Raw genomic sequence first — 13,949 nt, 5'->3', positions numbered from 1 at the left:
TTATGGCGCGGCGCGTTTTCTTCAGTTTTCACTTCGCGAACGATTTTTGGCGTACTCAGCAGGTGCGTAACATCGGAGCCCTCGAAGGGCAGACTCTTTGCACTGCGAATGCTTGGGAGGAGGTCAAGCGGAAGGGCAAAGCCTCCATCGAAAAATGGATCGATGACAACATGTACGGCAAGAGTTGCGTGGTGGTGCTCGTCGGTTCGGAAACAGCGAACCGGCCATGGGTGATCCGCGAGATCGTCAAAGGTTGGGACGCAGGCAAAGGCGTGGTGGGTATCCGGATAAACAAACTTCTTGGTCACGATGGGAACTCGTGCGTGGCAGGCAGCAATCCATTTGATGAAATAGGCTACGCCAATACAGGGAAGAAGCTTTCTTCCATAGTGAAGCTCGTCTCTCCTTCCGGAGCAGATAGCAAAGCCGCCTATGACTCGATTAAGAATGGGATCGAGACTTGGATTGAAGAGGCCATTGCGATCCGAGCAAATAACTGAAGTGCAGAGAATCGGAGATTTTGCGCGGAATTAAGAGCGGGCGGCAAGAATGATAGAATATATTACCAAATCCGAGCTTCGTAATTTCGCTGGCAAATTGAACATCAACGAGCAGGTAAACCTCAGGAAATCTGCTTCTTCTCGGGCGCTGTCGGGTGCTACATTTCTTTCGCACTCAAGCAAGGACGATGATCTCGTCGTTGGCGCCATTCGTGTATTAGAAGGGCACGGCGCCAAGGTTTATGTCGATGAAATCGACCCGGAAATGCCCCCATACACGACGGAGGAAACGGCAGGGCTGTTAAAGAGCCGTATTCGTCAGACCAAGCGCTTTGTCCTTCTTGCAAGCAAGAACAGCAAGGACAGTCGTTGGGTGCCCTGGGAGTTGGGCGTCGCGGATGGGTATAAAGGGTTGACGAAGATCGCGCTGTTCCCGGCATCCGACAGCGCGCATGAGCAGGCATGGGCGTCGTGGGAGTATCTGGGATTATACCGCCGCATCGTCTGGGGGGATCTACAGGGTCATCAAAAGCGCGTCTGGATGGTCCTCGACGAGAAAAGGAACACAGCTACCGAGCTTAGCGAGTGGCTGGCTGGTGAATAACGAGTTCCCGTCCCGTTTAAGCAGTGGCAGGGGGTTGCCAAAATCGCTTCTCAACGACATCCGGTTGGAGAGTTGGACTTTCGAAGCGCTCCTCTCGGACGGAAACGTCAAGGTGGCGGTGAAATAACGCAACATAGTCCCGGTCTTCCGCTAGGTCGGGCGATAGAGATTCAACCTGCGCCCCAACTTCAAGCGTCGCGCCGCCCGTGGAGACTACTGGAATCACTGCAGCGTCCGGTTGCAGGCGTCGAAACATTTCATATTCCTGTACAATCCCGCCCATACCCCCAATGAAAACTGCCGCTTTGAACTTGTGTTCGGAAAACATACGCTCGCGCATGGCCAGCAAGCTCTTCTCCCGATCCTTCTCAATCTCGTCCGTATAAACCACGTTGTTGAACCGCTCATTATCCTCGGGATACTCGTCCTTGAAATGGCGAGACTGGTAGAGCCGGACCCAGTGTCCGTAATTTATTCCTATGTCTTGCGAGACCACCCAGATCATTGGTGTTATTGCGGGTTGACCACCCCAAACAAGCAGCCTGCGTCCTAGCGTGACGTGCACCAAAGCGGAGACTGCGGCTGTAATCGCGACACTGTCAGCGGTCGCCGCATATTGTGGGCCTCGCTTCGGATCCGGCACGCCTGCCGAAAGAAAAATGGCCTCAGTCATGGTCAGTTCTCCCATGCCGCAAGAGCCCATCCGGCTTCGGAAACTTTAATCGTGCGGACCGCGCGAATATGCTCCCCAAGCCATCGGAGATGAGCATTCCATGCATCACGGATGCCGATATGATCGTAGACCAGTACCGGTATCTCCTGCTGTTCCGCTCGTCGCGCCTTATCGGCCACATCGTTCAAAATTTCAGCCGTGGGGATTCCGACGATCGGATATGCCCAGATCTTTTCGCCGTCCAGCAACCGCACGGCGACGGCCCGATGTGCGCCGACGCCTTCCACTGACGCACCAATTTTCTCGACGTCAGCGCGAAGTTTGCCGGTAATCGACATATATCGAGATGCGATGCTCCGGCTTCGTAGCCGCTCGACCTCCAGGACGATTGTATCCGCCGTTTTGGCTACTATTGGGCCATCTGGCCCCTCGAGTTCCTCTGGATCAAGATATATAGTCTCTGCAAGATCGGTCAGCTTGTTTGGCGTATGCTCAGGCCAAATTACACGAAGGACCTGGATCTCTTTCGCGCGCGCTCTTCCTATTTCCTGTCGAGTCCAGCGGCTATCGAAATAGGTAGGCGTGTCGAGCATAACCATAACATCAGAATCGACGAGCCTATGCCAAAGCACATCTTGGAACGGATCGCCGGGCCTAATGTCGTGCGTGTCCAAGAATACGTCGAATCCGCGGGACGCAAGGAGATCGTGAAGTTGCAACGCTGCTGCTCGGGATTCCACGCGCCGATAGCTCACAAAAACCCGTCGCTGTCGACGAAGTAAGCCCACGCATTCCAGCATTGCTGACGCGAGTTCAGTCATATTTGGATCGTCAGCGCGCCGCGTTAGCCCATTGATGGGCTGGAGAAGCGGGGGGATGTGAGCATTGAAGTCTGCGCCAGCGGCAATCGTTGGAATGATGGGCGCACTGGCCCGGATCAGGTCTTGGGCCGCTTCGAGATCTTGCTGGGCATTTCCTCCAAAATACGCACACGCGAATGCTGCTGGCTTGTGCCGCTCACCCAGCGTTGCCGCATTATGCACAACTACATCGTCCCCCAACGTCAATCCGAAGTCGGAAACGATATCCGTGAGCGTCGCTGTCAGTGTTGCACGCTCCTCTGGCGTTGCCGCACCAAGTATGGCCAGTTCATAGATACTCATTGGTGTCAGCGACCGGCCGCTTTTGCCGCAGTTTCGATCCAAGCCGGCATGTTGGCATAGCCGTTATCCCGGACCCAATCATATGTCCCGTATAGGTTCGACAGCGGAATATCTCGGCCATTCTGCTTTATTGTAAAATAACTGAGAGGGTTGGTCCCCTGTCGATCAGTTCCAAGTTGCGGATCTTTTACGCTATGGATGTCGATGGCCAATAGGCCTTTCCCAAGCTCGTAACTTCTCTTGATCTCGTGCCGGACCCATTCGCGATCATACGTCTCTGCGCCGAACAGCACCACAGTCACGGACGTGCCTTTGAGCTGCTCTTCGATCCATTTTTCTATGCCGCCCGCGCGTCTTTTTGCCTCTTCGAACTCTGCCTTGTCATAGAAAGGCTGCGCTTCGCCACCTGGACGAACCACCCAGGAATTGCGGACTTGCACGACCCGTCGAACGTCACGGTCATAGTGAAAGCTAAAGAATACCCGACGCGCCACCGCTTCCCCCCTCGATCATCGTCCACTCATATCAAGGCGGACGCCAGGTGTCAGCAGGCGCGGTGAGTGCTTGGGGTAGGCTGGTCGAAGCGACACCCTTCGGCATGGCGAGGAAAGCGCCCATTCCATCGAAATGCGTCGGCCAAATCGAGCATGTTGCGCTACTTTCGAAATCGCACCTGTGCGGGCGAGGGAGATGGCCCGTGGTATCAGTGATTCGGGCTGCCTCTGGCGTGCCCAATGTCCCCGCTGGCTTCCCGATTCTGTTCGACGCCGACATGGCGATCATCGAGCCGGCCTTCGTCTGGCTCATGGAGCATGCAGAGCTAAGCGGCCGTGCCCACGCCTCCGAAACCGTGCGGACCTACGGCGAGCATCTCCACGACTGGTTCGACTCGCTCGAACAATCGGGGATCGAATGGCGCGAGGCCGACGAACGCGTCATCGCCGCCTATCGCAACCGGATGCTGGAGAATCCCAGCACGCATACCGGGCGGCCCTATGCCCGGACCACGATCAATGCGCGTGTCTCGACCGTCTGCCGCTTCTATGGCTGGGCGCTCGATAAGGGGCTGATCGACCACTGCCCGTTCCGGTTGACCGAGAAGATGACGCTGATGCTCGACGGCGCCTATCGCCCAGGCTTGCAGCGGCGCCAGGTCAATGAGCTGATCGTCTCACGCCCGGAAAAACTGCCGCGACCGCTGCGTGCCGACGAACTGGCACGGCTGTTCGCGCATCTGAGGCCTACCGCCCGACTTGCCGCGCAATGGGCGCTTGGGGCGGGTCTGCGTCGCAAGGAGCTTTGCGCGCTCGCCCTCGACCAGATCCCGGATAGCTGGCCACTCTACCTCGACAGCGATCCACTTGTCGGCGTGCCGCTCCATATCACCAAGGGCGACCGGCCAAGGACGGTCTATCCGCCGCTTCGGCTGCTTGATCATACACACTGGTATGCGGGCGAGGATCGCGCCCGGATCGTCCGCGGTATCCGCCGTTCCGACCGGGGCTATCGCGCGCCGCCTAATCTCCTGCTGAACGAGCATGGCCGCGCCATGACGCGAAAACTCCTGACGGCGCAGCTCGCGGAAGCGTTCGCGGCCGCGGGACTTCAGGGCACGCTGCACTGGCTGCGGCACACCTTCGCGATGGCGATGCTGGCCCGCCTTCAGATCCAGGCCCGCACCAATCCCGATCTGAACCCACTCAAGGTGGTGCAGGTGCTGCTCGGCCACGCCTCGATCACGACCACCGCGATCTATCTGCGCTGCGTCGAGTTGCACGAGCGCGACTTGAGCGAGAGCCTCGCCTATCTTTATGGTGAGCTGATCCCCGCCGATGGCTAGAGGCCGCCTCGATCGCACGCTGAGACTCGATCCGGCACCGGCGAACCATCCGGCGGAGGTCGTCGAGATCCAGTTCCGCGACGAATGGGGCAAGATCGTCCAACGCTTCGACCCGGCGCTGTTCGGGTTGCCGGACGATATCAGCGCCGCCATCGCCCGGGCTTTCCGCGATCATGATATGGCATCCAGCGTCGCGACCCGCACCGCGCGCTGGTTCGCGCTGCGCGTGTTCGGTAGGTTCCTGCGCGAAGACGCGCGTGTCAGGCGCGCGGCAGACCTCGACACGGCAACGATCCGCCGGTTCATCACCTGGCTGGCGATGCCCACTGACGGGCGCAGGCGTGGCGTCCGCTCACAATCCGGTCAGTTCGGTATGATCCGGCCCGTCCTCAAGCGCGCGATCGCGGACAATCCAGGCTTGTTCGCACCGGGCTTCGCCGTTCCCAACAATCCGATCCCGCTCGCCGGCGTCCAGCGGTTACCGCAAGACCGGCTGACACCAGCCGCAATGCGCGCCCTGCTGGCAGTCTGCTATGCCGAGATCGACACGGCATGGGCCAAGTTCCAGCACGGGCAAACCATCGTCAATCTTCCGAACGTGCCGCTCCATAGTGGGCGGACCGCCGAACGGGATCGCTGGATCTGGAAGCTCCATCGCCGCGGCCACGGCATCATGCCGACCGACCGAGGCTTGGACCTTAACAAGCCCGATCGGCAGAGGATCGCCGAGGTAGGCGGGTTCCGCGAGCTCGAGGGTTATCTCCACCTCACGACCGACACGCTGGTTGCGTTCTATATCGTGCTGCTGATCCAGACGGCGGCCAACGCCGGTCCGCTGCGCCAGATCAAGCGGGACTGCCTCGTGCCGCATCCGCTCGAGCGGCATCGCGTCATGGTCGAGTGGGTGAAACCTCGTGCCGGCGGCAAGGTGAAGCGCATGCAACGGCGCTCGTTCGACAATCGCCGACCCTATGCGGCGCCGCGCCTGATCGAAAAGCTCCTTGCGATGACGGCGCCCCTATTACCGCATGTGGAGCCGTCCAAACGCGACCGGCTGTTCCTCCACCGCTTCCTCATGACGACAGGACGCCTCGAGCGCGAGCATCACGCCGGTCATATCGTGCAGGCCACGTTGCGATCGGCAATGTTGCGCTTCTACGAACGGCATAATGGCGCGATCGCCTCCTGGAACGATGCGCATCCGGGCAAGTCCCGTTCCTTGCTTCCCGACTTCTCGCCCAAGCTGTTCCGCAGCAGCATGGCAAGCGCCCACTACACAGCGTCGCAGGGCGATATCATGGCGGCCAAGGCGGTCCTCAATCATGCGAATGTCGCCACCACCGACATCTATGTCGATGGCGAGGCCGTCCGCCGCCTCGAACGCGATACGATCGCTCGGCTCCAGTCGCTGATGATCACATGGGTCACCGGCGAGACGCCCGCCCATGACTCGCAACATCAAGGGCCGGATACCAGCGCGCGGGTGACGGCGCTGTTCGGCCACGACTGCCTTCGACCGGTCGACGGCGGGCAGGCACAGCCTGGCCGCGTGTGCCCGAAACTGGGAGGCTGCCTTGCCTGTCCAGGCCTAATCGTCCCGATCGACCCGGGTCATCTGGCGCGCATTGTCCAGGCCACCATGCATCTTGAAGCGGCGCGGGAACGCATCGACCCGATCCGGTTCAGCCTCTTCTATGCCCCCAGCCTTCGGGCGCTGACACAAGACCTGCTGCCGGCGTTCCCGCCCGAAATGATGCCGGACGCGGAACGGCACATACCCGCCTTGCCGCCGCTGCCGGACCTGGAATAGCCTCATGGCCTCCGTCCCGACATCCACGCCTACCCAACTTCCGGCGCCATTGCTCGGAAACGAAGGCGTCCCCGCCGCCACGACGTTCAACTGGGGCTTCGAAATGCCGGACGGGAGCCGGTTCACGGACGATCAGTGGACGCCGCTCCGGCACGCCGCCGAACTGTTCCTGTTCTCGCTGCGGGCCGATCCGCCCGAAGGGCGGATGCCACTTCGCAAGGAAACGGTCGATGGTCACTTCAGCCACATCCGCTTCCTCGTTCGATGGATGGCAGCCGAGAACGTCCGATGCTTCAAGGATCTCGATCAAGACGCCGTCGACCGGTTCGTGGCCATGTTGCGCGCCCGTCCCGGCAGGAACGCTTCACGGCTCTCCCTCAGCACCGCCGAAGGCTATCTCGGCACGATCCGCACGTTCCACATGCAGCGCGACAAGCTGGACGACGCGCCGCTGATGGCGCCGCCTCGTGCCGGTTCGGTTGGGAAGCGGCACTGGAAACCTTATGGCGGCCATCCCTATACGCCCGACGAGATCGCCGTGCCTCTCATCAGCGGCGCTATGGAACTGCTCGGTGACCCAGCGGACCAGATACTCGCGCTGCGCGATCGCCTCGAAGATCTGTATGAGAAGTTTCGACAACAGCATCAGGGGCGAAGGCTCCACTGGCATATCAGACGCGCCATGTTGGCTGAGCCATGCCCCCACGCGGATCTGTATCCGAATCCGGAATGGCCGCTGCGCCGCCTGACGTTCATGCTCGATCGCCTTGGCGACGCCTGCTTCGTCGTCATCGCCTATCTCGTTGGCGCGAGAGCCTCCGAAATACTCAGGCTTGAGGAGGGTTGCCTCGAACGGCGCGCGGCCGACGGAGACGGCGAGGAACACGTCTATCTGGTCGGCACGATCACGAAGACGTCGCTGACGGAACATGGGGACGTCCATCGCTGGCTCGCGCCCGAGCCGGTCCAGCGGGCGATCCACATCCTCGAACGTCTCTCCGCTCCGCTTCGCGAACTTAGCGGGAAGAGGAACCTCTGGCTCCACCAGCTCGGCCGGGGACGCTCGCCGCTTCCGACGATGATGCCCGTCGCTCGACTGCGATCACCCATGGTCAATATCCGCTTGAACGAACGACTTGCGCCGTTCCTTGCCTTGCCGGAACACCAAGGCGGCACCTGGCACCTGACCACCTATCAGGGTCGCAAGACGTTCTCACGGTTCATCGGGCGGCGCGACCGCACCGGCCTGACGGCGCTGCAACGCCATCTCGGCCATGTCCACCGCGCGATGACCGACCGGGCCTATGTGGGCACCGACTTCGAGCTTGCCCAGCTGATCGACGACCAAGCCGCCGAAGAAACCCGCAAGGCGCTGGAAGACCTGCTCCTGGCGCCGAACGTCGCCGGGAAGGCGGGCGTCATGCTCTCCGAGCGATCGCCGTTCCGCGGGCGCACGCTATCGAGCGACGTCGATGGATATATCACCGAGATCCTCGCCGGCACGGATATGCGCCTCGGCGTATGCGACTGGGGCTACTGCCTCTACCGCCGGGAGACCTCCGCTTGCCTCGGCGGCGAGCGCGAGCCGAACCCGGTGCTTCGCACACAAAGCACCTGCTCGACTTGCGCCAACTTCGCCGTGACCGACCGGCATAGGCCGGTCTGGGAAGCGCGGCTTGAACGAAACACCGCATTGATCCAGCGCGATGACCTCGATCGCGAGAGCCGAGCACTTGCCGAAGCCCGCATCCAGGAATCTCGCCGTATCCTCGACCAGCTCGACGAAGGAAATGCCGGTGACGTCTGAATCTGACCTATCCACCCCGCAGGCCCGTCGCCGGGCGAACACCAATGCACGTCTGCGCGAAGCCCTTGGCGTCCTTGCCAAAGACCCGTCCGCCGCGCCAACGGTCGCCGCTCTTGCACGAGCAGCCGGGGTCGGCCGCAACATCATCTATACGCACCATGCCGACGTTCTTGACGCCCTGCGCGAGCTTCAATCGCAACGTGAGGGCGCCACTGAAATGGCCGCCGGCGATGCCGATCGCACACGCTCTGCTCTTCGGCACGTGGAAGCCAAGAACATCGCCCTCGCAACACATAATGCCAGCCTGCTGAAGCGCGCCCTCGAGGCCGAACAGCGCGCGGAGCGCCTTGAACGCCGCAACGCGCAACTCGTGCAGGAACTCGATCGGATACGCCTGCCCGTCCCTATCCGCATCAACGCCGAAGCGCCCGATCCCTCCACTGCCTGAAGGCGGTCACGCCCTAATCGGGCGTCTTGGAAGGGGAGGAGGACTGGGGATGTCGGAAATGCGGGCTTTGCGGAGCCAATAAGACAGGTCGATGCAGACCTAATGCAGTCTCAAATGGAAGGTGGCGCCGCAAGACGCTTTCCTGAAGCAATGGGCACCGGCTCGCGCCGCATGGGCGAATGGGCAGAAGGTCGAGCGGCTGATCGGCTACGACACGTCGCCCTCCGATTCCCGGCGTCATGCCCATGCTGCCGGGCTGGACGATCCGCTGTTCCAGTGCCGCTATCCGCTGCGCGAATGGAACTGGACGCGCGATCGCTGCATCGCCCGGATCGAGGCCGCCGGTCTCCCGGTGCCGCCCAAGTCGAGCTGCTTCTTCTGCGGCGCCATCCGGCCCGATGAAGTACGCGCCCTGCCGGCGTGGTGCCTTCGCTTGATTGTCCTGATTGAGGCCCGCGCCGAACCGCGCCTGCGCACCGTCGAGGGATTGTGGCGCCGATCGACCAGGACCCGGCCCGGCAGGATCACCGATTTCATCCGCGCCGAGCGGCTGCTCCCCGAGGCCGAGATCGACGCGATCCGTCGCGATGCGCCGACCGATCTCATCCGTTTCCAGGACGCCGCCAGCATCGTGCCGATCGCCGAGCGGCCGACGATGGAAGAATGGATCGCGAGTTTCAACGCCGGCTTGATGGAGGCAGCATGACCAGCACCATATCCCGGATCGCCGAGCTCAATGACCGCGTGCGGCTCGGCCTCGATCGAAACGCGCGGATCGTGATGACGGCGACCTGTCTCGCCACATTGGCAGGCGGCGACCGCATCGTCAGCGAAGCCGTCGCCCAGGCCGCGGTACTCGCGGCCGTCCGGCGCTACGAATTCAAGCCTGATGACGGCCCGGAACGCAACTACGGGCAGTTCGAGCTCGAGGGTCACATCGTCTGCTTTCGCATCGATTATTACGATCCCTCGCTCGAATGGGGCTCGGAAGATCCTGCCGACGCCGCGGTGACCGTCCGTGTCCTGACGATCATGCTCCCCTGCGACGATTGAGCCGATCAGTCGCCTCGCCAATTTCCAACCAAAATGGAGGTAATCTTGCGCCGCATCACACCCGCGACGTCCGAGGACGGACAAGCCATTGCGATTGCCGTTGAACGCCTGCGCGAAGCCCGTAACCTGCTGCGCAGGGCGGGCGCGCGCCGCGCGGCATCGGCAGCAGGTCAGGCCATCAACAGCGCCGAAGGCGCCGCGCGGCACGTCGCGCACAGAATGCGGAGGACACACGCATGAGCAGGCACATTCTCCCGCCCAAGGCCGGCCATCCCGACGTCATCTGCGCGGCGGTAGGCTGGGACCGACCGCTCCAGACCTATTATGCTCAGGTGTGCTTTCGCACCGATGATGAGCCCGATGAAGGGGAAGCGCTGATCTGGCGGGGCACGGAACCGGGCGAGCTTCCCACGCCCGAGGCCGCGATCGCCGTTATCACGCCCTATGCGGAAATCCCGCCGAGGCTTGCCGAACAGCTCCTCGCCGACATGACCGCGACGATCGGCGAGAAGGATGGCCGGCACCAGGCCGAGGTCAAGCGGCGGCTGTTCGGCTCGATTCATTAGGATCGGGCCGTTCGAGGCAGAAACGCTTGCGCCCGGGTGTCGCCTCGATACCCTCTGCGCGCGGAGAAAACCGATGACGTCCGTACCGACAGATTATGATTCCGCCCGTGCGGCGCTGACACGGCTTATCCCGCTCGCCATGGGCGACACCGGGCAGGCGCGCCGCGTCGCGAACTTTCTGATGGCCTGGTGGAATGACCCGGAGCTTGGTCAATTCGAGATCGCCGACATGTTCGGCCTCGACATCGACGTGGCAAACGACATCACGAGCGTGATCGGCTTTCTCGGCCAGAACGACCGCGGCGCCGTCTATATCGACGGTCTCGGTTTCGCCGAAGAGATGCAGGATGTCATTGCCCTGTGGCGGCCATCGGCAAGCGCTCCCCAGACTTGACACGCATCGCGTGATTGCGAGGCCCTGAAGTACCCGACGGCGCCGAAGTGGCGCGTCGGAGCGGCGCTGGCGCGCCTTACTCGGCCGAACGGCCGAGGAGAGGAGCGGGTGAGAGAAGGTGTTCGGACAAGGGGTTCGAGCGCACTTTCTCAGGAGACTTCCCATGAACATCGGCACCATCACCCAGAACGCCAGCGGCACCTACACCGGCAAAATCTCGACGCTCACGGTCGCGATCGTCATCGCCCTTCGCACCGTCCATTCCGCCAATCCGCGTGCGCCCAAGTTCGAGATCCTCGCGCTCTCGGCGGCACGCCAGTGGGTCCAGGTCGGCTCACTGTTCGAGCTGGCGTCCAATGCGACCGGCGAAATGTTCCTCAACGGCAAGATCGAGGATCCCAGCCTCGACAAGCCGCTCTACATCTCGGCGTTCCGTCAGGACGACGGCTCGTACAACATCGTCTGGTCGCGTCCCAACCGCCGCCGCGATGCGCCGACCGACACCGCCCCGGCCGACGACAGCCTGCCGCCGCTGCCCGGTGCGGACGAGCCGGCCAAGCCGAACGGCCTCGCCGGTACGGATGGCCTGGGTGAATCCTCGGCCGAGGGCGCGTTCGGCGGCGAGCCCGCGCAGGGCAATGGCCGCCGTCGCCGCACGCCCGAGATGGCCGACTGACGATCCTCTCTCCCTGCCGCGCGCGTCCCTCCGGCGCGCGGCAACCCCGCAGGGCTCGTTTGCCTCACGGCAAGCGGGCCCTGCCTTCGTTTCCCTGTGACCGTGTCCTCAGCTATCGTCCTCGCGCGCGCGACAGAGAGGACTTGAAATTTATCCGGAAACTCCGTACTTTCCGGACAGGAGAATCACCATGCCCCAGACTGTCAGTTCCGTTGAGGCGTCAAAGGCCTTCGGCCGCATCAGCCGCCAGGCGCTGGTTGCGCCCCTTACCATCACGCATCATGGCCACGATAGCCTCGTGTTGATGTCGGCCGCCGAATATCAGCGGCTCAAGCGGCGCGATCGCGAGGTCTTCACGTTGACTGACGTGCCGGAGGAAATCGTGGAGGGGGTTCGAGCGGCGCGAGCGCCGGCAGAAGCCGCTGCCTTCGATCACGAGGTCGAGTCCTGACGAGTGCAAATTCCCGATCCAGTTCCCGGCCTCGTAATTCGCTACTCGTATCTCTGGAGCCATGAAGCAAAGGCAGGTCACGAAGAAGGCAGCAAAGACCGTCCCTGCGCCGTGCTGCTCGCGACGACAAATAAGGCAGGCGCCAAGATGGTCACCATCCTGCCAGTGACCCATACGCCGCCGTCCGACACGAGCCTTGCCGTTGAAATTCCGCACGCGACGAAGGTTCGTCTCGGGCTCGATGATGATCGCTCGTGGGTCGTCCTCACGGAGCTCAACTATTTTCAATGGCCCGGGCCCGATCTTCGGACGGTGCCCGGAGATCCATTGGGCGAGGTTGCATACGGTCAGCTTCCAACCGCCTTCTACGAAACCATCCGCACCCGCTGGCTCGCCGCCTACGACGCCGGCAAGGTCACGCAGGTCAAGCGTACCTCCTGACCAGTATCGGCCGCGCCCGCATTTGCCACGCGGCGCGGATCATCGCGACTTCGGAGTGAGAACACATGGGAACGAACCAGCGGCACGGCAATCGGGCGGTGAGCACGGCCGAGACCTTGAGCGACAAGCAGCGGGCCGATCTCGCGGGCGCGCGACCTACGGACGAAGAGATCGCCGCCGACCGATGGGCTGATGAGCATGATACCGCGCGCGAAAGGTCCCGCCGCGCGAAACTCCGTCTGCCATTTCGCGCCTGAGGCCGCCGAGGCCGAGCAATACGAGGCTCTGCCCTCAATCCCGATCGCTGCGTCTAGCGGGCCTCGCCGAACGGGCTTGCCCGTGACCGATTGCTGAGCACGAACTCCTGAGGGCGCTCCGCCGCCGGCGCCGGGGTCAAGAGCAGCGCGCCGCGCGATCGTCCATCGGGTAGAGCCCCGCCGCGGCCAGCAGCCTTCCTTCGCCTGTTCCTGACACCTGCGGCGAGACGAAGACGTCCCGCAACCCCATCCGGTCGCCCGTGTTGCCGCTTCGCGGCTGCCCGCGCCAACTCCCTCCAGGGGTTCCCCTCCGCTGACGCTACGGTGCGGACCCTCTCCGCACGCCGCTCTTCGGTGTCACCGGCGGGAAGGCCGCTGGACCCAACGAGGAGCACTACCATGAACAACGTCAATCTCGCCGGCCGCGTCGCCAAGGACCCCGAGACCCGCGGCGCCGTCACCACCCTCATTGTCGCGACCGATCGCGTGAAGCTCAGGGACGGCAAGACCTATGTCGACGACGCCACCGGCTACACCGCCAAAGAGACAGAGTTCCACAAGGTCACCTGCTTCAACGGCCTCGGCAAGGCCGGCGCCTCGCGCAAGAAGGGCGATGTCGTCGCCATCACCGGCCGGCTGCACTATTCGAGTTGGGAGGATCGCGACGGAGTCACCCGGTACGGCTGCGAGATCATCGCCGACAAGATCGACTTCTTCTGACCCGGTAGAGCGGCGCCTGCGGGCGCCGCCCTTCAGCTCAACTGGCCCGGGAAGTTCGCGCGTCGCCCCGTCTCGAGGTTGTGGACCATGTTCTCGACGCCGATCGCGTAGAACTCGCCGACATGGAAGCTCGCCCCATCCCGGAGCTTCCACTCCTGATCGGTGACGACCTTGATCACGCTGTTCACCAGCGCGATCACGTCCTGCTCCGCCAGCGGATAGAGGATCGGCTCGATCTGCCACAGGCGGTCGCCATGAATATCACGTTGCCGCAGGAGCTGCTGATAGACGGCGAGTTTCGCCACCAGCCCCGGTGGCTCATTGCCATGCAACAGTGCAGCATATCGCGATAGACGCTCCTCATAGTTCGCCTGAATCTGGGCCTTCACTCTTCATTCCTTCAACATTGCCTGCGGCGTCGGTGCTCGATCATTTGGCGCATCCCGGCCCTTCGACAGGCTCAGGCCGGGACCGGCGCTCTACTCGCCTGCGGCTCCCGGAGCCACGGCCTTGCCGCGTCTCCGCCCTGCCGGGTTACGATCACCT

Annotated in this window: 18 protein-coding genes and 1 pseudogene; 15 read left to right on the top strand and 4 right to left on the bottom strand. The window is 62.5% G+C overall.

Going from position 1 to position 13,949, the window contains the following annotated elements; genetic code table 11:
- The first annotated feature begins 2 nt into the window (after window positions 1-2).
- Window positions 3-500, top strand: a complete 498-nt coding sequence (locus LL253_RS15015; protein ID WP_048939410.1) for a TIR domain-containing protein — start codon at window positions 3-5, stop codon at window positions 498-500.
- 49 nt (window positions 501-549) lie between these two features.
- Window positions 550-1,104, top strand: a complete 555-nt coding sequence (locus LL253_RS15010) for a toll/interleukin-1 receptor domain-containing protein (RefSeq protein WP_048939385.1) — start codon at window positions 550-552, stop codon at window positions 1,102-1,104.
- A gap of 16 nt (window positions 1,105-1,120) precedes the next feature.
- Here LL253_RS15010 and LL253_RS15005 read toward each other — a convergent pair whose 3' ends face one another.
- Genes LL253_RS15005 through LL253_RS14995 form a run of 3 tightly spaced genes read right to left on the bottom strand, consistent with a single transcriptional unit; the run spans window position 1,121 to window position 3,434 of the window.
- Window positions 1,121-1,777 carry an SLOG domain-containing protein gene (locus tag LL253_RS15005; RefSeq protein WP_048939386.1) on the bottom strand — a complete coding sequence of 219 codons (657 nt, stop codon included), beginning with the start codon at window positions 1,775-1,777 and terminating at the stop codon, window positions 1,121-1,123.
- Window positions 1,778-1,779: 2 nt separating this feature from the next.
- Complete coding sequence (locus tag LL253_RS15000) at window positions 1,780-2,940, bottom strand: toll/interleukin-1 receptor domain-containing protein (RefSeq protein WP_048939387.1); 1,161 nt, start codon at window positions 2,938-2,940, stop codon at window positions 1,780-1,782.
- Window positions 2,941-2,945: 5 nt separating this feature from the next.
- Window positions 2,946-3,434 (bottom strand): TIR domain-containing protein, encoded by a 489-nt coding sequence (locus LL253_RS14995; RefSeq protein WP_020819452.1) that lies wholly within the window; start codon window positions 3,432-3,434, stop codon window positions 2,946-2,948.
- A 203-nt stretch (window positions 3,435-3,637) separates the two neighbouring features.
- On the opposite strand from LL253_RS14995, the gene LL253_RS14990 reads away from it, so the two are divergent.
- From LL253_RS14990 to LL253_RS14930, 13 genes and pseudogenes are all read left to right on the top strand, one after another.
- Window positions 3,638-4,780 (top strand): tyrosine-type recombinase/integrase, encoded by a 1,143-nt coding sequence (locus tag LL253_RS14990; RefSeq protein ID WP_048939388.1) that lies wholly within the window; start codon window positions 3,638-3,640, stop codon window positions 4,778-4,780.
- Entirely contained in the window at window positions 4,773-6,590 is a 1,818-nt protein-coding gene (locus LL253_RS14985; RefSeq protein WP_228227684.1) for a site-specific integrase, read from the top strand. Before LL253_RS14990 ends, LL253_RS14985 begins: the two co-directional genes overlap by 8 nt.
- Window positions 6,591-6,594: 4 nt before the next feature.
- Window positions 6,595-8,397 carry a site-specific integrase gene (locus tag LL253_RS14980; protein ID WP_048939390.1) on the top strand — a complete coding sequence of 601 codons (1,803 nt, stop codon included), beginning with the start codon at window positions 6,595-6,597 and terminating at the stop codon, window positions 8,395-8,397.
- Window positions 8,381-8,845, top strand: a complete 465-nt coding sequence (locus LL253_RS14975) for a hypothetical protein (protein ID WP_048939391.1) — start codon at window positions 8,381-8,383, stop codon at window positions 8,843-8,845. Before LL253_RS14980 ends, LL253_RS14975 begins: the two co-directional genes overlap by 17 nt.
- A gap of 103 nt (window positions 8,846-8,948) precedes the next feature.
- Window positions 8,949-9,551, top strand: a pseudogene (locus tag LL253_RS14970) (hypothetical protein); the annotation flags it as partial.
- Entirely contained in the window at window positions 9,548-9,898 is a 351-nt protein-coding gene (locus LL253_RS14965) for a DUF3768 domain-containing protein (protein ID WP_030090586.1), read from the top strand. The pseudogene LL253_RS14970 and the gene LL253_RS14965, both read left to right, overlap by 4 nt.
- A 45-nt stretch (window positions 9,899-9,943) precedes the next feature.
- The gene (locus tag LL253_RS14960; protein ID WP_083216155.1) at window positions 9,944-10,138 is read left to right on the top strand and encodes a hypothetical protein; all 195 of its coding nucleotides are present in this window, start codon (window positions 9,944-9,946) and stop codon (window positions 10,136-10,138) included.
- Entirely contained in the window at window positions 10,135-10,464 is a 330-nt protein-coding gene (locus LL253_RS14955; protein WP_062787874.1) for a hypothetical protein, read from the top strand. Before LL253_RS14960 ends, LL253_RS14955 begins: the two co-directional genes overlap by 4 nt.
- Window positions 10,465-10,537: 73 nt before the next feature.
- On the top strand, window positions 10,538-10,858 hold the full coding sequence (locus tag LL253_RS14950) for a DUF7673 family protein (protein ID WP_228227683.1): 321 nt from the start codon (window positions 10,538-10,540) through the stop codon (window positions 10,856-10,858).
- 163 nt (window positions 10,859-11,021) lie between these two features.
- Window positions 11,022-11,534: a DUF736 domain-containing protein gene (locus tag LL253_RS14945; RefSeq protein WP_062787872.1), complete on the top strand. Its 513-nt coding sequence runs from the start codon at window positions 11,022-11,024 to the stop codon at window positions 11,532-11,534.
- Window positions 11,535-11,724: 190 nt separating this feature from the next.
- Window positions 11,725-11,985 (top strand): type II toxin-antitoxin system Phd/YefM family antitoxin, encoded by a 261-nt coding sequence (locus LL253_RS14940; RefSeq protein WP_037505398.1) that lies wholly within the window; start codon window positions 11,725-11,727, stop codon window positions 11,983-11,985.
- Window positions 11,986-11,988: 3 nt separating this feature from the next.
- Window positions 11,989-12,426, top strand: a complete 438-nt coding sequence (locus LL253_RS14935; protein WP_030090590.1) for a hypothetical protein — start codon at window positions 11,989-11,991, stop codon at window positions 12,424-12,426.
- 656 nt (window positions 12,427-13,082) lie between these two features.
- The gene (locus LL253_RS14930; RefSeq protein WP_062787869.1) at window positions 13,083-13,403 is read left to right on the top strand and encodes a single-stranded DNA-binding protein; all 321 of its coding nucleotides are present in this window, start codon (window positions 13,083-13,085) and stop codon (window positions 13,401-13,403) included.
- 32 nt (window positions 13,404-13,435) lie between these two features.
- Here the strand turns inward: LL253_RS14930 and LL253_RS14925 are convergent, their stop codons facing one another.
- The gene (locus LL253_RS14925) at window positions 13,436-13,792 is read right to left on the bottom strand and encodes a hypothetical protein (RefSeq protein ID WP_066703409.1); all 357 of its coding nucleotides are present in this window, start codon (window positions 13,790-13,792) and stop codon (window positions 13,436-13,438) included.
- Window positions 13,793-13,949: the final 157 nt, after the last annotated feature.

The sequence above is a fragment of the Sphingobium soli genome, from assembly GCF_020782245.1.
Taxonomy (GTDB): Bacteria; Pseudomonadota; Alphaproteobacteria; order Sphingomonadales; family Sphingomonadaceae; genus Sphingobium; species Sphingobium soli.
This window is presented reverse-complemented; position numbering and strand designations above follow the sequence as displayed.